The following is an 18,322-nucleotide window of genomic DNA, read 5'->3' on the forward strand; positions in this document are numbered from 1 at the left end:
TAGAGTGCAGCATCTATCCATTCTACTATTTATCAGCACTTTCAAAAGGCGGTTTTATTTCTTCAACAACAGTTGAATATTGAATCTCACTAGCTTTCTTTGCCTTTAACTCGAAATACTTATCAACAGCTTCTTCAGCAATATCATTTTGGTGAGATTCGTATTTACTCCTATTTGTGGACACATTCGGAATTAAAACAGCATAAGCAATCTCTGGATTTTCATAAGGCGCATAACCTACATGCGATAAATTAATCGTTTTATAATAGACACCATCTATCGTAACTTCAGATTGAGCTGTCCCTGTTTTTCCAGCGGCATCATACGGTTTATCATTAAACCAACTTCTTGCAGTTCCGTATTGTCCATGATACGTATAATTCATTCCACGTTGAATCTGTTTAATTTCCTCATTTGTATTATTAATTCGGTTTAAAATATTAATTTTACTTTCTTGTATCAGCGGTCCGAAATGTTGTCCATTTATAGACGGTTCACGAATTTCTTTTAACACCTTTGGGGCAATACGGTAACCATCATTCGCGATTGTTGAAACAAACTGGGCAAGTTGCAAAGTTGTATAAGTTGCATATTGCCCTATAGCATAATCCAAAATCAGTCCCGGATATTCAGGTTCCGTAGTGTAACCTACGGCTTCACCAGGCAGATCAATACCGGTTTTTGCTCCTAGACCAAATGATTTAAACGAGTTACTCATAACTTCAAATGCATGATCTTTATCTATAGATAATCTTCCACCTCTTCGATAAGAACCATTTCCAATCGCAATCGCCGTCTTAAACATATAAACGTTTGATGATCTTCCGATTGCTACAATATCATTTATCGGAATACGGTTAAATGATTGGTTAAACAAAGAACTTTTATTGGCCGTACCTGCCATTTCAAGCATTTCATCAATCTTTGTTTCACCAATTGTTGCTGCACCTTCTTGATAACCCGTAAGTAACGTCGCCATCTTAACTGTTGAACCTGCTTCATACGCGGCTGTGAAGGTACCGAAAGCATAATCTCGTATTTCTTTTTCACCGGTATCCTTATTTGTGACGACTTGTTTTCCAATTAACGAAAGTATTTCTCCATTATTCGGATTCATCATAACAAGGAAGGCTTTATCCAATGCTTGGGAATTAGGTCCATTTTTTAATTCTAATAACTTCTTGGAAACTATTCCCTCAAGAGCAAATTCTAGCTCACTATCAATTGTTAAAATCAGATCTTTTCCCGGCTCGCCTTCTTTAACAGTTTTTGTTTCTACAACACGGCCCGTTCTATCTTTAATATTTTTTACAATTGTCTTTTGCCCTTTCAATAAATCTTCATAATACTGTTCTACAAAGCTTCTACCCACACGGTCATTCCTTGAGTAGTCTCTCCATAAATAATAATCTACATCCGATTTAGGAATCCCTTCAGTTGGGCTCGTAGTAGTTCCAAGTATTGTACTAAGTGATTTGCGAACTCTTTCCCAGTCGGTTGTTGTGTTAACACCAACAAGTTCTGGATCACTCAAGTGTTCTGATACGACCGCAAATTCTCTGTCTGTGACATCTCCACTTTTTATTATTTGTGGAGAGAATGCATATCCTGACATCATTTCGCGATAGATTGCAAGAACTTCCAAATCCTCTTCGGTAAATGAATTTATCTCTTCTTTTGTAATACGTTCACGGGTCAGCCGATTAATTTCACCTTGGGCTTTACCATCTTTTAAATCAGGATCATCAAAAATCTTCTTTTTTTCGGCTTCTGTTATTTTCTTACTAGCTTCTTCGCTATTGTTTAATATCCAAAAATCCCTTTTATCCCCGGTTGTTATGCGGTTTGTACTTTGTTCAATCAACTCAGATAATTTCTTTGCAGTTATCAGCATTTCAGCCGTTGTAGTCCCTGTCAACTTCGTATATGTAATTGCATTTTTCGGCTCATTATCAACAAGGATTCGTCCATCCCGGTCAAATATTCGTCCACGAGGTACACTTGTATTAATCGGTATTTCCTCTTTTTTTTCAAGTTGCATTACGTAATCTTCACTTTTTACAATTTGTAAATAGCCAAGACGAAAAATGAGCACTGAAAATAGAATAAATATTGCGAAGAAAAGGAAGTTCATTCGAAAAGCAGTACTTCTTCGTTGACGTACTTTTGCCTGATCTACTCTTTTTACTTGTTTAGTCACAACTCGTCTCCTTCCTATTCTTCATTTATGAATTATAACATTCCAAAAAGAAAAAGCACAGACCTTGACGAACAAGGTGTGTGCTTTGTTTCATTATCAAGTAATTATTTTCCGTAACGTTTTGCAACTTCATCCCAGTTAACTACATTCCAAAATGCTGAAATATAATCCGGACGACGGTTTTGGTAGTTTAAGTAATATGCATGCTCCCAAACATCGAGACCTAGAAGTGGTGTTTTACCTTCCATTAACGGTGAATCTTGGTTTGGTGTTGACATAATTTCAAGTGCGCCATCATTTAATACTAGCCATGCCCAACCTGAACCAAAACGTGTTGCTCCAGCTTTAGCAAACTCTTCTTTAAACGCATCAAAGCTACCAAACTTTTTATCGATTGCTTCAGCAAGTGTACCTGAAGGATTTCCGCCACCCTCTGGTGAAAGTAGTTCCCAGAAAAGTGAGTGGTTTGCATGTCCCCCACCGTTATTTCTAACTGCAGTTCGGATGTTTTCAGGAATTGCATCCATATTAGAAATCAAATCTTCAACAGATTTGCTTTGAAGTTCTTCGTTTCCTTCAAGTGCATTATTTACATTTGTGATATAAGCATTATGGTGTTTTGTGTGATGGATATTCATCGTCTCTTTGTCGAAGTGTGGTTCAAGTGCGTCATACGCATAAGGTAATTCTGGTAATTTATAAGCCATTTGTCTTTTCCTCCTTGAGAGATTGAATTATTTGCTACATACTCAACATTAACAAATTTATGAAATTGGTTCAAACAAAATGGACTATTGCACTACCAAACTTAAGATATAACCATCATTATTTAATAAAAATGAAAAAAATGATAATCATTACAATCATTATTGACCCTTTTGTAATGATCGAAGTGAAAAACCCGATTAGGGAACCCACACCCGTTTTTAATGCTTGTTTAAAGCCACTACGAGTAACTATTAATTCCGCAAGGACAGCTCCTAAGAACGGTCCTAATATTATACCAGCAACTGGAATTACAAACGGACCAATTAGCAAACCAATCGTACTGCCCCACATTCCTGCTTTTGAACCACCAAACTTTTGAACGCCGAGTATACTCGACAACATATCAGCACCAAATAATAATACTATAAATAAAATCTGGATACTCCAGAAAAGCCAAGTCATTCCATCAAAGGTTACCAATAATCCATACAAGAGGAATCCCAATATCATAAATAAAGCTGATGGAATAATCGGATAAACGAGACCCGCAAATGCAATGATGAAAAACAATATTGCGACGACCATACCAATTAGTTCCATTTGGAAAACCTCCAATCATCAATTATTAGCCACGTTTACCTAGGATTGCTTCCGCAATATTTACTGCATGGTCTCCGACTCGTTCTAAGTTTGAAACGATATCAACAAAAACCATACCTCCTTGTGCCGTACAACTACCATCATTTAGACGAAGAATGTGATTTTTTCTAAATTTACGCTCCATTTTATCAATCAAATCTTCTTTTTCTGCCACAGTTCTTGCTAAATCCATATCATTTAAATCTAATGAATCAACTGCTTTTTGAACTGTTTCGATTGTTAAAGTGAACATTTCAGCAAGGTCATCCATTGCACTTTCTGTTAATTTCACTCGGTTTAAGTCTCGAAAATCAATGAGTTCAATAATGTTTTCAAAATGGTCGCCAATTCGTTCGATATCGCGAACGGTTTCCATAAGCATTACATGACGAACCGATTCTACAGTTGAAATACTTACAGCAGAAACTTCTATTAAATAATCGGTGATTCTGCGATCTAGATTATTAATAGCATCTTCTATTTGGTACCCGGTTTCAGCATGTTTTTTATTTCCAGTTTTCAAGTATTCATATGATTCCTTTAAACCTTGAATACTAAACTCACCCATACGGACGATTTCTTCCTTCGCTTGTCCAATCGCTATTGAAGGGGATTGCTCGATAAAATGTCGATCCAAGTGTTTTGGTTTATATTCAATCGTCACGTCTTCACCTGGTATAAGTTTTGTAACAAGAAAAGCCCATAGACCTATAAGCGGAAACTGAATAATAGTATTCGCGATATTAAATGAACCATGAGCAAAAGCAATTTGCATTTTATTTTCTAAAGCCAATATAGACGAAAGAGATGTGATATAAGCAGTGAAAGGTACCAATATGAGTAGGAATAAAACGGTTCCCATAATATTAAATAGGACATGTACTGCTGCAGCACGTCTTGCAGCAACAGATGCTCCGATTGATGCTAAAACCGCCGTAATCGTTGTTCCTATGTTATCTCCAAAAAGAATAGGAAGTGCAGCTTTTAAATCAACAAGATTTTCTGCGTATAACCCTTGCAATATTCCTACCGTCGCACTTGAGCTTTGTACAATCAATGTAAAGACGGTTCCCACGATAACACCTAATATTGGTTTATCACTCATCGATATTGCAAGATCCGTAAATGCCGGTAATTCTCTAAGAGGCTCCATTCCACCACTCATTAATTCAAGTCCAAGAAAAAGTCCACCAAAACCGAAAATAACTTCTCCCATATTTTTAATTGAATTCTTTTTAATAAAGAAAATGAGAAATGCTCCAACAGCCATAATTGGTAGCGCATAGGCACCGACATCTAGACCTATAATAAAAGCCGTAATCGTTGTTCCGATATTAGCACCCATTATTACGCCTATCGCCTGTCGAAGTGTCATAAATCCTGCACTCACAAGCCCGACTGTTATAACTGTAGTTCCTGAACTGGATTGAATAAGGACTGTTACGACAATCCCTACTAAAATACCCATGAATGGGTTCGTTGTAAACCGATCTAGTATTTCGCGAAGTCTGTCCCCCGCCGCTTTTTGAAGGCCATCACCCATATACTTTATTGAGAACAAAAAGATACCAAGTCCTCCGAAAAACTGAAACAGCATTTCCTGCCAGTTTAAATCCATTCTATAGCCAACTCCAATCACACTTTTTTCATTCAATCCTATTATGATGATACATGTCGACTAATGTAAATAGAAAGAAAGCAATCTTTACAATACCTTAACAATTGGATTGAGAAAAAGTCATCAAACTGTTGAAATTTTCTTTAATACGTTTTTCTTTAATAATGATAGACTGTTGATAGAGCTAGGAGGTGCGTCGATGAAAATTCACAATATATTTAGTGCCAGCTTTTTTGAGCCAAAGAAACTTGCGGCGTTTAGATTGTTATCCATTGGAAAAGTGTTTAGATATGTTTATATTTTCATTTTTATTTTCACTATTATTTCCTTCTCGCGATTTTTTGTTGGGGATACTACTCTTTTTGAAGGGTCTCCCGATTTAATGGAATATAGTAAAAGAATTGGTTGGCTCATCTATCCAATCGCTTTCATGATGCAACTAGTTATTAACACATTTTATGTTTTTATACGGATTAGTGTATTTGCTTATATTGGTTCGTTGCTACTAAAACTAATGAAGAGACGTGGCGAATTTCTTCATATATGGAGAACCTCAGCAATTGCAATTACGGTTCCAATTTTATTCGCCATTTTTTTTGATTTCTTTCCAATTTTAGCAAACTACAGCTTTCTATTCACCTCAATTATTCACATAGTTTACATTGCATTGGCAATTCAGTACTATCCTAAAAAGCCTAGATGAATAACTTTCCCCTTCACGCATATAGTGCTGAAGGGGGGAATTTCATGAGAATACTAGTACTCGCAGTTGTATTGTTCGTTATCATTCACTTCGTTCGCATTGATCTCATGTCTGGCACAATTCCTATTGCTGCTTTTGCAAATCAAGCGCACCAATCTGTTCAATGCGATGAAACAGAAACTTTTTCAATTGCTATAGCGTCTGTTACTGGAGATACAATTGAATCATTGTTTGCACTCTACCCAGATCCGACAAAAAGTTTTGTAGATAGATTAAACGATTTTTACAAATTGAATCCACATCTTCAACTACAAGATATTGTTGGCGGAGAAAAAGTCTTATTACCTCTCTATAGAATTGATGCCAATAATTGTTTAGATTCAAAGAAATAAGGGTTGTCTCTTGTCTTTTTGAACTACTGATTGATAAAATAGAAAGCAGTGAACCGGCTAAGGCCATTTAAGGAGAGAATATAAATGAGTGCTATTACACACAGATCTAAAACACGTCCCGTCAGAGTCGGTAATTTAACGATTGGTGGTAGCGATGAGCTATTTATTCAAAGTATGACTACTACTAAAACACATGACGTTGAAGAAACAGTAAAAGAAATACTACGACTTGAAGAAGCTGGGTGTCAAATCGTTCGTGTGGCATGTCCAGATGAGCGTGCGGCGTATTCAATTGCTGAAATAAAAAAACAAATAAACATTCCACTTGTTGTGGATATTCATTTTAGTTATAAATTGGCTTTGATTGCAATTGAACAAGGTGCTGACAAAATACGAATAAATCCAGGTAATATTGGACGTGATCGCTATGTTAGAGAAGTTGTCAATGCTGCCAAAGCCAAAGGAATTCCAATTCGCATTGGTGTAAACGCAGGATCTCTTGAGAAATCAATTCTTGAAAAATATGGTTATCCTACCGCAGAAGGTATGGTTGAAAGTGCTCTTTACCATATTAAAATATTAGAAGATCTTGATTTTCATGACATTATCGTGTCACTAAAAGCATCCGATGTAAATCTTGCAGTAGATGCCTACATGAAAGCAGCGGCTGCCTTTGATTACCCATTACATCTTGGTATTACAGAGTCAGGAACCTTATTTGCCGGTTCCATTAAAAGTGCTGCAGGTTTAGGTACCCTATTATCTGCCGGTATTGGAAATACGATGCGTGTTTCGCTCAGTGCAGACCCAGTACAAGAAGTGAAAGTTGCTAGAGAACTTCTAAAAGTATTCGCATTATCTTCCGATTCTGCAACACTTATTTCTTGTCCGACATGTGGACGCATTGAAATTGATTTAATTTCAATTGCAAATGAAGTTGAAGAATACATTTCAACAATTAAAGCCCCTATTAAAGTTGCTGTACTTGGTTGTGCGGTAAACGGTCCAGGAGAAGCTAGAGAAGCTGATATTGGTATCGCAGGTGCTCGTGGTGAAGGTTTACTATTCATGAAGGGCGAAATTGTCCGCAAAGTTCCTGAAGAAACAATGGTTGAAGAACTTAAGATTGAAATAGATAAGCTTGCTGAAGAGTATTTCGAAAAGAAAAGACAAGAAAACCTACTAATAGAAGCAGAAAAAGCAAAATGAGAAATCTTCGTTTCGGCATTGATATAGACGGCACAGTAACTTGCCCAACATCTCTTCTACCTCACATTAATAAACAATTCGGTTGTGAATTGATATTAGAGGATATAAAGGAATATGACTTAACAAAAGCTTTTCCAATTGATGAAAAAACATTTTACGAGTGGTACAAATTGGCCGAATCTCATATTTATGAAACTTCTCCTGCACAGCCATTCGCTCAAGAGGTTTTATCATCTTGGATAACTCAGTTTGAACTCTTTTATATCTCTGCACGTGGTAATCATGTCTTCCAAGGTACACAAGAATGGTTTACACGGGAAGCAATCCCTTTTGATCATATTGAACTTACTGGAAGTCACCAAAAGATTGAGGCTGCAAAAAAGTTTGGTGTCGATGCGTTTTTCGAGGACAAGCATGACAACGCGGTAGAGATACATGAAGAACTTCAAATTCCTGTTTTATTATTTGATACACCTTACAATCGAATGACAATTCCCGACGGTGTCATCCGCGTATACGATTGGCAGGAAGCAAACAAGTGGATACAACACTTATTTCCAGTTGAAGAACTCATAAAGAAATAGCAAAAGACCTGTGGATATCACAGGTCTTTTTTTATGCACTTATACATAAAGGGCATTTCCCATAAATCTCAAACTTATGCCCTACGACTTCATAATCCGGTAAGTTAATAGTAATCATTTCCATCGGGCAATCCGGAATAGTACGTGTTTTACCACATGCAGTGCAAATAAAGTGATGGTGGTGAACTCCGGGGTCGCACTGCATTCGAAAATGTCGCTCACCTGAAAGATCTGTTTCTTCCAATATGCCAAGTTCTGCAAATGTAGTTAAGTTTCGGTAGATTGTATCAAAACTAATTCCTGGGTTCTTTATCTCCATAGAACTTCTAACATCTGCTGCAGTCATATATCGATCATTTTTTGAAAACAACTGTAGAATCTTTTCTCTATTTTTTGTACGTTTAAATTGTTTGTCCTGAAGTATTATCCATGCTTCATCTAATTTCATGTAATTTCCTCCTCTTTATGTGCACTGCGTCTACCCTGTGCTTTTTTCATAATAAGGACAATTAATAAAATAATAATCGATGTAACAACAATCGTACCACCGGGTGCAATATCTAAATAGAATGCCGATGTAAGGCCAATAAGTACCGCCGCCTCTCCAAATATAATGGAATAAATCATAGCGGATTTAAAGCTTTTCGCAAGTTGAATAGCTGCAGCTACAGGAATTGTCATTAATGATGAAACAAGTAGTATTCCTACAATTCGCATTGAAGCACCGATAACAAGAGCAGTAATAATCATAAAAAACATTTGAATATATTTTGAATTTATCCCAGAAACCTTCGAGTATTCAGCATCAAAAGACAGCACGAAGAGTTCTTTGTAAAGAAATCGAATATATGCAATGACAACAATTGCAATAATGACAACTATCATCAAATCTTGTCTGCTCACTGCGGAAACTGAACCAAATAAATAGCCAATTAAATCCGAACTAAAACCCTTTGAGAGTGAAATAAATATAGCCCCAATACCAATCCCGGCAGAAAGAATAACCGGAATAGCAAGTTCCTCGTAGTGACGATATGTTCCTCTTAATTTCTCAATGAGCAACGAGCCCCCAACAGCTGCTCCAATACCAAGATAAACTGGATTTAGTGCTGCGAAGAAAAGGACTTGCTGACTTAGATACAAACTTCCAGCAATTCCTGCTAGTGCAACGTGACTGAGAGCATCCGCAATTAAAGCAAGTCGCCTAACTACAATGAATAGTCCGAGTAATGGTGCAATAACTCCGATAATTAACCCAGAAAGAAAAGCATTTTGTAAAAATTCATAAGAAAGTATTGCACTAATCATTCTTCAGCCCCCAGTTCGTGCTGATGGACGCGGCGTACAGGATGTCCGTACCATTTCGATATTTTTTCGTCGCCCATTCTTTTATAATCAGACTGAATACCATGGAAATGAATTGTTAGATTTAAACAAGCCACATGTGTTGCCAAATCAGTCACTAAATCGATTTCATGTGTTACAAGTAAAATCGCAATACCATGGTCACGGTTTAAATCATTAAGCATAGAATAAAACGAACTTACATTTTGTTGATCTATGCCCACGGTTGGTTCATCCATCACAAGAAGTTCTGGTTCACCTGCTAATGCTCGAGCAATAAATACCCTTTGTTGCTGACCGCCAGATAATTCACCAATATTTCTATTAGAAAAATGGTCCATTCCAACAATCTTTAATGCCTCTATAGCCTTAAATTCTTCGTTTTTCGAAAAACTTTTAAACAAACCCCTTTTCCTAGTTAAGCCACTGCGCACAACTTCTAAAACAGTAGCCGGAAAACCAGAGTTAAATGAATTTGATTTTTGAGACACATACCCAATTAATTCTCTATGTTTAAATGAATCCAGGTCCACCCCAAATAATTTAACCGAACCTGATTCAGGTTTTAGTAAACCAAGAATGATATTGATAAGCGTAGATTTTCCCGATCCATTAGGGCCAATAAGAGCCCAAAACTCACCCTTTTTAACTTGTAACGAAATGTTTTCCAGGACAGCTGTATGTCCATAATTAAAATTCACATTTTCTAATTCAATAATTGTATTGTTTTTCATCATTTTTTCCTTTCCGCTCAATTAGGAATCATTCCGATTGATATTTGAAATTATAAACTATGATTGCCCAAAGAACAACCATTTAAGAAAGGAAGGATTAATGTATGGATTATGCTCAATTTTTAAACGAAGTAAAAACAAGAAGTGATCGTGATGTCCAAGAAATTGCAAGCACCTATGGAATAGACTTTGAAATTTCAGAAATTCAAGCATTACGTCCATTGGTGAATGAAATTTCATTCCATTGGATCTTAACGGGTATACCTGAAACCTTTATTGAAAAAGTACAAAGTGCTATAGGATTTGAAAAGACTGAGCAGCTATTTCGTATGTATTTAGATGTAAAACGATAAAGAATCCCGTCTGCTTATACTCCTAAGCAGACGGGATTTATTTTCAGATTCTATTTCAATAGAATTATACTTTCAACAACTCTATCTTATCAGGCTGAAATAAGTTTGCTTTAAACATTTCAATTTCATATCGATATGGAGCTTTTTTGTTTTTCGGATCTGCACCTACAAAAGGTGTTTCCAAAATTTTAGGTATTTCTTTAAAATCTGGATGATGAACTATAAACGAGAGTGGTTCAAAGCCAATTTCGCCAAAACCAATATTCTCGTGTCGATCCTTCATTGCACCACGTATGTTTTTACTATCGTTTACATGGATGACTGAAATACGGTCTTTCCCAACGATACGATCAAATTCATCGAGTACTCCACTAAAGTCATTGACGATGTCGTAACCGGCATCATGCACGTGACATGTATCAAAACAGACAGAAAGTCGATCATTATGTGTCACGCCGTCAATAATCGCGGCGATTTCATCAAAACTACGACCACATTCCGTTCCTTTACCGGCCATCGTTTCTAACGCAATCCGAACAGGATAGTCTTGGGATAAAACTTCATTTAATCCTTCGATAATTTTCGCAATTCCCTTTTCGGCCCCCGCAGTTACATGCGCACCCGGATGCAAAACAATTTGATTGGATCCAAGTGCAGCAGTACGTTCAATTTCTTTTTGTAAAAAATCCACACCAAGTGCAAATGTCTCTGGTTTGAACGTGTTCGCAAGATTTATTATATACGGGGCATGGACAACGATATTTTCTATGCCATTATCCAACATATGCTTGCGACCTGCTTCTATATTTAACTCTTCAATCGGCTTTCTCCGCGTGTTTTGAGGAGCACCAGTATAAATCATAAAAGTAGATGCTCCGTAACTTAATGCGTCCTCACTCGAGCCAAGCAACATTTTACTGCCGCTCATCGAAACATGGGAACCGAGAAGTAAACGTGTCTCATTTGTCATTTTTTCCGCTTAATTCTCCTTTCCCGTTTCTTCATTTGCTCCATTTGTTGCGTCATTTTCTTTTTATATCCCGGTTTAACTTTTGCGGGTTTTCGAATGAATGAAGCAACTTTACGGTCGATGTCGTCAACTGTCTTAACTCGCGTTTTTCTAGAATGACGTTCTTTCACTTCAACCCATGCACCATCTTTTACTTCTTCGTGAACAAATGGAATCCCCATCTGTTCAATACGTATCACTTTATCTTCTTCAGATGGATCGTAAAGAGTTATCGCATTACCTTCAAGGCCTGCGCGTGCAGTACGTCCAACACGATGTATGAAGAACTCAAGTTCATCTGGAAGTTCATAATTGATGACATGACTCACACCGGGGATATCGATTCCACGGGCTGCGAGATCTGTCGCAACGATAAATTGGAAATCTAGATCACGAATCCTCTTCATCATGCGAGTACGTTCACGGGAAGTTAAATCACCATGTATACGTCCCGTTTTAATACCGGATTCTGCAAGGAAATTTGCAAGTTTATCAGCATTTTGTCTTGTATTCGTAAAAATAATTGCTAAATAAGGAGATATTCCACCCATTACTTGTAACAATTTTTTCTGCCTGTCCATTCCACGAACTGGAACGAGCGAATAATGCATTCCTTCAGTTAGAGATTTACTCTTACCAATTTGAATATGCGCTGGCGATTCCATATATTTTGTAAGGAATGGTTTAAGCTTTTCGGGAATTGTTGCTGAAAAGACATACATTTCTAGATTTACTGGCATTTTGGAAGCGAACTTATCAATATCTTCTATAAAGCCCATGTCAAATGCTAAATCTGCCTCATCAATGACAAGTATTTTAGCTGTATGAATTCCGAGTGCACCCTTTTCAGCCATATAGCTGATTCTTCCTGGCGTACCTACGACAATATGTGGATTGGATTTTAGTCTGTCAACAGATCTCTCTTTATCTGTTCCTCCAATTAGTAACGTCGATCGAATTTCCGTGCCCTCTGTCATTTTTGTTAATTCGTTATAAAGCTGTGTAGCTAGTTCCCTCGTTGGTGCAACAACAACTGCTTGCAAATCATTCAACGATGCATCTGTCCGCTCAAGTATTGGAATAAGAAAACTATGTGATTTTCCTGTCCCCGTATGTGCTTGACCAATGGCACTTGTTCCCTTAAGAATAAGTGGAATGATTTCTTTTTGAATCGGCGTCGGACCTGTAAAACCGAGCTTATCAATTGCTTCCCGAATGAACGGTTTAAAATTATAATCTGTGAATTTCGACATTTAAATGCCTCCTAACCTATTCTTATTGTATCATGATTCTGTTCCGTAGTATGACATTTTTGCATAGTATACAATGTGTTCGTTTAATTCTTTACTGACGAAAGGAGTATAAAATGAGATATCAGTCCTTTTATCCATTCGAACGGCAGCAATCTCCACAGAATCCTTTGGGACAACCGGGCTTTCGCATGCCGCCGTTTCAGGGTCAACAACAAGCTCCAATGCAACCATTTCAATCCAGGCAAATGAATAGTCCCTTCCCGGGCCAAACGCAAGGAGCAGCCCCTCAGGGTCCTTCAAAAATGGAATCCTATATGCAAACTGCCAATCGTTTTTTAAATACTGCACAGCAATATGCACCCGTTGTACAGCAGTTTGCACCAATGATGCAGAACTTACCTGCTATGTGGAAACTTTACAAAGGATTTCAATCACTACCCTCAACAACTGGACCAACCGGACCAAGCGTTGCAAGTAGTATAGCCCAAGCTGGATCCGTCCAAAATGTAGCACCTATCGCAAATCCAATGCCGTCGATACCACGAATCTTTCAGCCTCCCAGGTTATAACTTTGAAACAGCTTCCAAACTCCGTTATAATAGATTACAAATCCTATTTGAGGAGTGAAGTAGATGAAGGTACTAAAGATTACCCCCAGAGGCTATTGCTACGGGGTTGTCGATGCAATGATTATTGCTAGAAATGCAGCACTCGATAAAACTTTACCGAGACCCATTTTTATTTTAGGAATGATTGTCCACAATAAACATGTTACTGACGCATTTGAAGAAGATGGTATTGTTACTTTGGATGGAGAAAACAGGCTTGAAATTCTTGAAAAAGTAGAAAAAGGAACGGTTATTTTTACAGCCCATGGAGTTTCTCCTGAGGTAAGAGAACTTGCAAAAAGAAAAGGTCTCGTTTCAATAGATGCTACTTGTCCTGATGTGACCGTTACTCATGATTTAATAGAAGAAATGACAAAAGAAGGATACGACGTTATTTATATTGGCAAAAAACATCATCCAGAACCTGAGGGTGCGATTGGTGTTGCGCCCCATGCAGTCCATCTTATTGAAACAATTGACGACATAAATGCTTTAACAGTAATAAATGAAAAGCTAATCGTTACAAATCAAACTACAATGAGTCAGTGGGATGTAGCCCACCTCATGGAAGCACTACAAGTAAAATATCCACATATTGAAATACATCAAGAAATTTGTCTTGCAACTCAAGTAAGACAAGAAGCAGTTGCAGAACAAGCTGGTGAAGCAGAGCTTTTGATTGTTGTTGGAGATCCCCTCAGCAATAACTCCAATCGCTTGACACAAGTATCTGTGGAAATTGCAAATACGCCTTCTTACAGAATTTCAGATGTTTCTGAACTTGAAATTTCATGGTTAGAAGGTATTGAAACGGTAGCTGTGACTGCTGGAGCATCGACTCCAACTCTTGTTGTTAGAGAAGTTACTGCTTTCCTTGAAAACTTTAAACATGATGACCCAACAACACATTATCCTGAAAAGAAATTCAAACTGGAACGGATTCTTCCTAGAATTAAAAACCCGCAACCCGTTGTAAGAATCGAACCCTATGCATAATAATAAAACCGGCCCATTTCAACTAGATGGCCGGTTTTATTTTTTTAACCTCAAATCAATTACGCCTTGGCGTAATTGCGTCAGGATTTTTTTCGAGCTCGCTCGAAAAGCTCACCTAAAAATCCATGACATCCGCCGGAGGCTTTATCTGGATTCAGCTGGAGTTTGGACATCCACTGATTGAAAAGCTCCTTGCTTTGCTCCCCACTTATATAAATTGAAGGCCTATCCTGAATTCAGATAAATTGAAAGGGTTCTGTCACAATCTTAGATTCATAAAACTGAACATTATATTTCGCAGTTATACAAGCTTTCGTCATATAGTTTGCAACACCTTGAATCATTACTTTTTCAATATTGTGTCCAGGATCTACTACATTTAAACCAATTGCTTCTGCATCATGTGCTATATGGTAATATAAATCCCCAGTCACAAGAACATCTGCACCTTTTCTTTTTGCAGCATGAATATACTTATTGCCATCACCACCGAGGACTGCAACTTTTCTAATTATTGAAGATGGATTTCCGACAAATCGAACAGCCGGGACATCAAAAACTGACTTGACATGTTCTGCAAATTTTCCAAGTGTCAATTCCTCATTAAGTTTTCCAATACGTCCTAAACCAAGTTCATTCGTATGCTGCTCCAACATGAAGTAATCGTATGCCGGCTCTTCATATGGATGTGCTTTAAGCATAGCCTTTAACACTTTCTGTTTAAGTGATCCCGGTAAAACGACTTCAATTTTTTCTTCGCTTACACTTTCTATTTTACCAACACTTCCGATAAACGGTTTCGCTCCTTCATTAGGAGTAAAACGACCAGTTCCACTAGAAGTAAAACTGCATCCTTTATAATCTCCAATTGCGCCTGCCCCTGCCATAGCTAATGCTTGTCTAACTTCATCAACATGGGAATCTGGACTAAATACCGATAATTTATAAAGAGGTTCTGAATAAGTTACTTCCACGACCTCCGTGTCTAGTAGTCCAAGTAAGCCCGCAAGCATATCATTCACTCCACCAGTTGCTACATCTAAATTTGTATGAGCGGCATAAACAGATAGATTGTTTTTAATGCACTTCTCAATCACTCTACCTTGAGGAGTATCCACAAATATTCCTTTTAGTGGCCTAAATATTGGGGGATGGTGCGCAATGATTAAAGTTGCACCTATTTCGATTGCTTCATCCACTACTTCCTCATTTACATCTAGAGTAATAAGTACTTTCTCAACCGTTCGATTAAGAGCACCAATATGTAATCCTACGGGATCTCCTTCCATCGCATACTTTTTTGGCGACCACTGTTCAAACAAATATATTATTTCATGACCATTCACTGTTTTCATATCGCCAACACCTCTCTTACTAAATCAATTTGACTTTTTAACTGATTTTTTTTCTTTCGAATATCATCTGTCTCCTCAGCATCTTCAATCGATAGGAGTACACGATGCCATTCTACAATTTCTCTTTCCCACTTCTCACGAAAAACAACACTTTTTTCCAAACATAGAAAAGGGCCTAATAGTATTTCAGTTTCGTCGTAAGAGGACGAACCTTTTTCCATATTTAAGATTTCATAAATCTTATCGTCCTCTTTTAATATTTGTTCGGAAACGATTTTCCACCCATTGAAAACGGCCCATTTACGTATGACGCTTGACTGGATATTAGGCTGGACAATAATGCGCTTAATAGATTCAAGTTGGGATTTGCCATTTTCCAAGATGGTTGTAATTAGAGTACCACCCATTCCAGCAATTGTAATTGTGTCAACTAAATCATTAACTTCGACTGCAAAGAGGCCGTCAGCTAAACGAACAGTAATCGAATCTGCTAAGCCTTCCTTCAAAACATTTTTCATAGCTGAATCATACGGACCTTTCGCTACTTCACCTGCTATAGCTTGTTTTATTTTCCCTGTTTTAAGAAGATAACACGGCAGGTAAGCATGATCACTTCCAATATCCGCAACTACTGCCCCTTCTTCAACAAATGATGCAACCGCTTTAAGTCTGTTAGATAAACGTTCTGTAATCAATGAAATACCTTCTTTCTACTTGCTTTTACATAATCTCATTATATTACTATTGCTCCACAACAAAAAGAAAAAGCCCTCTATCAACAGATAAACTGTTGACTGAAGACTCATTCTTTAACGTTTTATTTAAGTGATAGAATATATTCCGCCATTTCATCTACATGTTCAGCTGGAATCGCATTTGGTACCTGTGCCGGCATTCCGCCTAAACCATTATTTAAAATATCTACAATGTCATCCTTGGACAAGCTTAAACCAATAAGACTTGGGGCCGCACCGCCCATTCCGCCAGTAAGGTCTCCCCCATGACAGCCGATACATTTACCTTGTGCAACTTCAGCGTCGAAATCAGCTACAGTTACATCTGAACCTTCTTCAGTTTTTCCATCTTCACCTTGGCTTGCAATTTTCTCTTTTTGACCAAGGCCATAAATCGACATGAAGAATATTAAACCGATACCAAGTGAGAAAATCAGGATATAAGGTATTACAGCATTTTTACCCATTGAATAAACCTCCTTCATTAAGAATTTTTCTGTAATCAATACAGTTCACAACTATTATTGTACTGTATTGACTTGCAAACTAAAAGTGTTATAAGCTTTCTTTTCATCGTTTGTGACAAATTCGACAAACTTTTCATTTATAACTTTCTCATTTCAGGAGATTATTGGGCCAATCTGTATACAAATAAATGCTCGTAATTTTCGTTCAGAGTTAACAACCAATAAGTCTTGCAATAACCATACGTTGCACTTCGGACGTTCCTTCTCCTATTTCAAGAAGTTTTGCATCGCGCATATATCTTTCCACTTCATATTCTCTCATATAACCATATCCACCATGAATTTGGATCGCCTGACTTGTTATCTCCATGGCAATTTCTGATGCATATAGTTTACACATTGCAGCCTCTTTAGAAAATGGACGACCTTGATCTTTTAACCATGCTGCTTTATATACCATAGTTCGTGCCAATTCGATTTTCATCGCCATATCCGCTAATTTGAACTGAGTAATTTGAAACTCTGAAAGTGTTTTACCAAACTGTTTCCGTTCTTTTGAATAACGTAGCGCACGGTCAAATGCCGCTTGAGCAATACCAACGGCCATTGCACCGATTCCAATTCTACCACCATCCAAAGTCACTAGGAACTGTTTAAAGCCATCCCCACGCACTCCTAGAAGGTTCTCCTTGGGTACTCTAACATTATCAAAGATAAGTTCAGTTGTATTTGAAGCATGTAAGCCCATCTTTTCATACTTATCAAGGATCGTAAAACCCTCAGACGAGGTTGGAACAATAATTGCACTAATTTCTTTTACGCCATTATTTATTCCTGTGATTGCAGTAATCGCCAAATGTTTCGCATGGCTAGCGTTTGTTATATATACTTTCGAACCATTAATAATAAAATCATTACCATCTTCTTTTGCAGTCGTCTCTGTACCTCCAGCATCCGAACCAGCATTTGACTCAGTAAGTCCAAATGCACCAAACGAATCCCCTGTACAAATGGGCGTTAAGTATTTTTCTTTCTGTTCTTCTGTCGCAAATAAGTTAAGCGGTGCACCCCCCAGTGAAATATGTGCAGAATAGGTAATTCCCGTTGATGCACATGCCCGACTTAACTCCTCAGTGACGATTGCGAAACTTATCGTATCGGCCGCACCCCCACCAAACTCTGTTGGAAAAGGTAAACCCATCATGCCCATTTTTGACAACTTCTTAAATATCTCTACTGGAAATTCCTTTGATTGATCGCGCGCGATAGCTCCCGGTGCGACTTCTTCATCTGCAAAATCCTTTATCATCTTACGAATCATTTGTTGCTCTTCTGTTAAATCAAAATTCAACATAGTCATCCCCTTTTTGTAAACGTTTACAAGTTCAATTATAGCGAATATTACCGCTACTTAAC

General features: G+C 37.6%; 21 protein-coding genes. 7 read left to right on the forward strand and 14 right to left on the reverse strand.

Going from position 1 to position 18,322, the window contains the following annotated elements; all coding sequences use genetic code 11:
- Nucleotides 1-25: 25 nt before the first annotated feature.
- From ACP8HH_RS10275 to ACP8HH_RS10290, 4 genes are all read right to left on the reverse strand, one after another.
- A complete protein-coding gene (locus ACP8HH_RS10275; RefSeq protein WP_438310940.1) occupies nucleotides 26-2,200 on the reverse strand; it encodes a peptidoglycan D,D-transpeptidase FtsI family protein in 2,175 nt (724 codons plus the stop codon).
- A gap of 104 nt (nucleotides 2,201-2,304) precedes the next feature.
- Nucleotides 2,305-2,907 carry a superoxide dismutase gene (locus ACP8HH_RS10280; protein ID WP_438310942.1) on the reverse strand — a complete coding sequence of 201 codons (603 nt, stop codon included), beginning with the start codon at nucleotides 2,905-2,907 and terminating at the stop codon, nucleotides 2,305-2,307.
- Nucleotides 2,908-3,025: 118 nt separating this feature from the next.
- Nucleotides 3,026-3,508, reverse strand: a complete 483-nt coding sequence (locus tag ACP8HH_RS10285) for a DUF456 domain-containing protein (RefSeq protein WP_438310944.1) — start codon at nucleotides 3,506-3,508, stop codon at nucleotides 3,026-3,028.
- Between the two features lie 25 nt (nucleotides 3,509-3,533).
- Nucleotides 3,534-5,165, reverse strand: coding sequence for a Na/Pi cotransporter family protein (locus ACP8HH_RS10290; RefSeq protein WP_438310946.1), 1,632 nt, complete (start codon nucleotides 5,163-5,165; stop codon nucleotides 3,534-3,536).
- A 199-nt stretch (nucleotides 5,166-5,364) separates the two neighbouring features.
- Between ACP8HH_RS10290 and ACP8HH_RS10295 the strand changes: the two genes are divergently transcribed.
- The 4 genes from ACP8HH_RS10295 to ACP8HH_RS10310 all read left to right on the forward strand — a co-directional run bounded on the left by ACP8HH_RS10295 (nucleotide 5,365) and on the right by ACP8HH_RS10310 (nucleotide 8,053).
- Complete coding sequence (locus tag ACP8HH_RS10295) at nucleotides 5,365-5,868, forward strand: DUF1189 family protein (RefSeq protein ID WP_438310948.1); 504 nt, start codon at nucleotides 5,365-5,367, stop codon at nucleotides 5,866-5,868.
- Between the two features lie 44 nt (nucleotides 5,869-5,912).
- On the forward strand, nucleotides 5,913-6,260 hold the full coding sequence (locus tag ACP8HH_RS10300; RefSeq protein ID WP_438310950.1) for a hypothetical protein: 348 nt from the start codon (nucleotides 5,913-5,915) through the stop codon (nucleotides 6,258-6,260).
- 84 nt (nucleotides 6,261-6,344) lie between these two features.
- A complete protein-coding gene (ispG, locus tag ACP8HH_RS10305) occupies nucleotides 6,345-7,469 on the forward strand; it encodes a flavodoxin-dependent (E)-4-hydroxy-3-methylbut-2-enyl-diphosphate synthase (RefSeq protein ID WP_438310953.1) in 1,125 nt (374 codons plus the stop codon).
- Nucleotides 7,466-8,053, forward strand: a complete 588-nt coding sequence (locus ACP8HH_RS10310) for a 5' nucleotidase, NT5C type (protein ID WP_438310955.1) — start codon at nucleotides 7,466-7,468, stop codon at nucleotides 8,051-8,053. Before ispG ends, ACP8HH_RS10310 begins: the two co-directional genes overlap by 4 nt.
- Before the next feature lie 31 nt (nucleotides 8,054-8,084).
- Here ACP8HH_RS10310 and ACP8HH_RS10315 read toward each other — a convergent pair whose 3' ends face one another.
- From ACP8HH_RS10315 to ACP8HH_RS10325, 3 genes are read right to left on the reverse strand one after another with little or no spacing between them, the layout of a single operon-like run.
- Nucleotides 8,085-8,501, reverse strand: a complete 417-nt coding sequence (locus ACP8HH_RS10315) for a Fur family transcriptional regulator (RefSeq protein WP_438310957.1) — start codon at nucleotides 8,499-8,501, stop codon at nucleotides 8,085-8,087.
- Nucleotides 8,498-9,361, reverse strand: a complete 864-nt coding sequence (locus ACP8HH_RS10320; protein ID WP_438310959.1) for a metal ABC transporter permease — start codon at nucleotides 9,359-9,361, stop codon at nucleotides 8,498-8,500. The genes ACP8HH_RS10315 and ACP8HH_RS10320 overlap by 4 nt, the downstream gene beginning before the upstream one ends.
- A complete protein-coding gene (locus ACP8HH_RS10325; protein ID WP_438319117.1) occupies nucleotides 9,358-10,131 on the reverse strand; it encodes a metal ABC transporter ATP-binding protein in 774 nt (257 codons plus the stop codon). The genes ACP8HH_RS10320 and ACP8HH_RS10325 overlap by 4 nt, the downstream gene beginning before the upstream one ends.
- 104 nt (nucleotides 10,132-10,235) lie before the next feature.
- Between ACP8HH_RS10325 and ACP8HH_RS10330 the strand changes: the two genes are divergently transcribed.
- Nucleotides 10,236-10,484, forward strand: a complete 249-nt coding sequence (locus ACP8HH_RS10330; protein ID WP_438310961.1) for a hypothetical protein — start codon at nucleotides 10,236-10,238, stop codon at nucleotides 10,482-10,484.
- A gap of 64 nt (nucleotides 10,485-10,548) precedes the next feature.
- Here ACP8HH_RS10330 and ACP8HH_RS10335 read toward each other — a convergent pair whose 3' ends face one another.
- The 3 genes from ACP8HH_RS10335 to ACP8HH_RS10345 are packed head-to-tail and all read right to left on the reverse strand — an operon-like array spanning nucleotide 10,549 to nucleotide 13,046.
- Nucleotides 10,549-11,454: a deoxyribonuclease IV gene (locus ACP8HH_RS10335; RefSeq protein WP_438310963.1), complete on the reverse strand. Its 906-nt coding sequence runs from the start codon at nucleotides 11,452-11,454 to the stop codon at nucleotides 10,549-10,551.
- Nucleotides 11,451-12,746, reverse strand: coding sequence for a DEAD/DEAH box helicase (locus ACP8HH_RS10340; RefSeq protein ID WP_438310966.1), 1,296 nt, complete (start codon nucleotides 12,744-12,746; stop codon nucleotides 11,451-11,453). Before ACP8HH_RS10340 ends, ACP8HH_RS10335 begins: the two co-directional genes overlap by 4 nt.
- A gap of 30 nt (nucleotides 12,747-12,776) precedes the next feature.
- Nucleotides 12,777-13,046 carry a hypothetical protein gene (locus tag ACP8HH_RS10345; RefSeq protein WP_438310968.1) on the reverse strand — a complete coding sequence of 90 codons (270 nt, stop codon included), beginning with the start codon at nucleotides 13,044-13,046 and terminating at the stop codon, nucleotides 12,777-12,779.
- A gap of 2 nt (nucleotides 13,047-13,048) precedes the next feature.
- On the opposite strand from ACP8HH_RS10345, the gene vrrA reads away from it, so the two are divergent.
- Together vrrA and ACP8HH_RS10355 are read left to right on the forward strand one after the other, a co-directional pair.
- On the forward strand, nucleotides 13,049-13,315 hold the full coding sequence (vrrA, locus tag ACP8HH_RS10350) for a VrrA/YqfQ family protein (RefSeq protein ID WP_438310971.1): 267 nt from the start codon (nucleotides 13,049-13,051) through the stop codon (nucleotides 13,313-13,315).
- A gap of 63 nt (nucleotides 13,316-13,378) precedes the next feature.
- Nucleotides 13,379-14,350: a 4-hydroxy-3-methylbut-2-enyl diphosphate reductase gene (locus ACP8HH_RS10355; RefSeq protein WP_438310973.1), complete on the forward strand. Its 972-nt coding sequence runs from the start codon at nucleotides 13,379-13,381 to the stop codon at nucleotides 14,348-14,350.
- 236 nt (nucleotides 14,351-14,586) lie between these two features.
- On the opposite strand, the gene ACP8HH_RS10360 is transcribed toward ACP8HH_RS10355, so the two are convergent.
- From ACP8HH_RS10360 to ACP8HH_RS10375, 4 genes are all read right to left on the reverse strand, one after another.
- A complete protein-coding gene (locus tag ACP8HH_RS10360; protein ID WP_438310975.1) occupies nucleotides 14,587-15,705 on the reverse strand; it encodes a Nif3-like dinuclear metal center hexameric protein in 1,119 nt (372 codons plus the stop codon).
- Entirely contained in the window at nucleotides 15,702-16,400 is a 699-nt protein-coding gene (locus ACP8HH_RS10365) for a tRNA (adenine(22)-N(1))-methyltransferase (protein WP_438310977.1), read from the reverse strand. The genes ACP8HH_RS10360 and ACP8HH_RS10365 overlap by 4 nt, the downstream gene beginning before the upstream one ends.
- 122 nt (nucleotides 16,401-16,522) lie before the next feature.
- On the reverse strand, nucleotides 16,523-16,906 hold the full coding sequence (locus tag ACP8HH_RS10370) for a c-type cytochrome (protein ID WP_438310979.1): 384 nt from the start codon (nucleotides 16,904-16,906) through the stop codon (nucleotides 16,523-16,525).
- Between the two features lie 211 nt (nucleotides 16,907-17,117).
- Nucleotides 17,118-18,257, reverse strand: a complete 1,140-nt coding sequence (locus tag ACP8HH_RS10375; RefSeq protein ID WP_438319119.1) for an acyl-CoA dehydrogenase family protein — start codon at nucleotides 18,255-18,257, stop codon at nucleotides 17,118-17,120.
- Nucleotides 18,258-18,322 lie beyond the last annotated feature (65 nt).

This window comes from Sporosarcina sp. FA9, from assembly GCF_051550205.1.
In the GTDB taxonomy this organism is placed as follows: domain Bacteria; phylum Bacillota; class Bacilli; order Bacillales_A; family Planococcaceae; genus Sporosarcina.

Coding starts and splice junctions, on each gene's coding strand:
- ACP8HH_RS10300 (WP_438310950.1), top strand. CDS start 5,913: ATGAGAATACTAGTACTCGCAGTTGTATTGTTCGTTATCATTCACTTC.
- ACP8HH_RS10355 (WP_438310973.1), top strand. CDS start 13,379: ATGAAGGTACTAAAGATTACCCCCAGAGGCTATTGCTACGGGGTTGTC.
- ACP8HH_RS10280 (WP_438310942.1), bottom strand. CDS start 2,907: ATGGCTTATAAATTACCAGAATTACCTTATGCGTATGACGCACTTGAA.
- ACP8HH_RS10320 (WP_438310959.1), bottom strand. CDS start 9,361: ATGATTAGTGCAATACTTTCTTATGAATTTTTACAAAATGCTTTTCTT.
- ACP8HH_RS10325 (WP_438319117.1), bottom strand. CDS start 10,131: ATGAAAAACAATACAATTATTGAATTAGAAAATGTGAATTTTAATTAT.
- ACP8HH_RS10310 (WP_438310955.1), top strand. CDS start 7,466: ATGAGAAATCTTCGTTTCGGCATTGATATAGACGGCACAGTAACTTGC.
- ispG (WP_438310953.1), top strand. CDS start 6,345: ATGAGTGCTATTACACACAGATCTAAAACACGTCCCGTCAGAGTCGGT.
- ACP8HH_RS10330 (WP_438310961.1), top strand. CDS start 10,236: ATGGATTATGCTCAATTTTTAAACGAAGTAAAAACAAGAAGTGATCGT.
- ACP8HH_RS10335 (WP_438310963.1), bottom strand. CDS start 11,454: ATGACAAATGAGACACGTTTACTTCTCGGTTCCCATGTTTCGATGAGC.
- ACP8HH_RS10370 (WP_438310979.1), bottom strand. CDS start 16,906: ATGGGTAAAAATGCTGTAATACCTTATATCCTGATTTTCTCACTTGGT.
- vrrA (WP_438310971.1), top strand. CDS start 13,049: ATGGAATCCTATATGCAAACTGCCAATCGTTTTTTAAATACTGCACAG.
- ACP8HH_RS10295 (WP_438310948.1), top strand. CDS start 5,365: ATGAAAATTCACAATATATTTAGTGCCAGCTTTTTTGAGCCAAAGAAA.
- ACP8HH_RS10360 (WP_438310975.1), bottom strand. CDS start 15,705: ATGAAAACAGTGAATGGTCATGAAATAATATATTTGTTTGAACAGTGG.
- ACP8HH_RS10285 (WP_438310944.1), bottom strand. CDS start 3,508: ATGGAACTAATTGGTATGGTCGTCGCAATATTGTTTTTCATCATTGCA.
- ACP8HH_RS10315 (WP_438310957.1), bottom strand. CDS start 8,501: ATGAAATTAGATGAAGCATGGATAATACTTCAGGACAAACAATTTAAA.
- ACP8HH_RS10340 (WP_438310966.1), bottom strand. CDS start 12,746: ATGTCGAAATTCACAGATTATAATTTTAAACCGTTCATTCGGGAAGCA.
- ACP8HH_RS10290 (WP_438310946.1), bottom strand. CDS start 5,165: ATGGATTTAAACTGGCAGGAAATGCTGTTTCAGTTTTTCGGAGGACTT.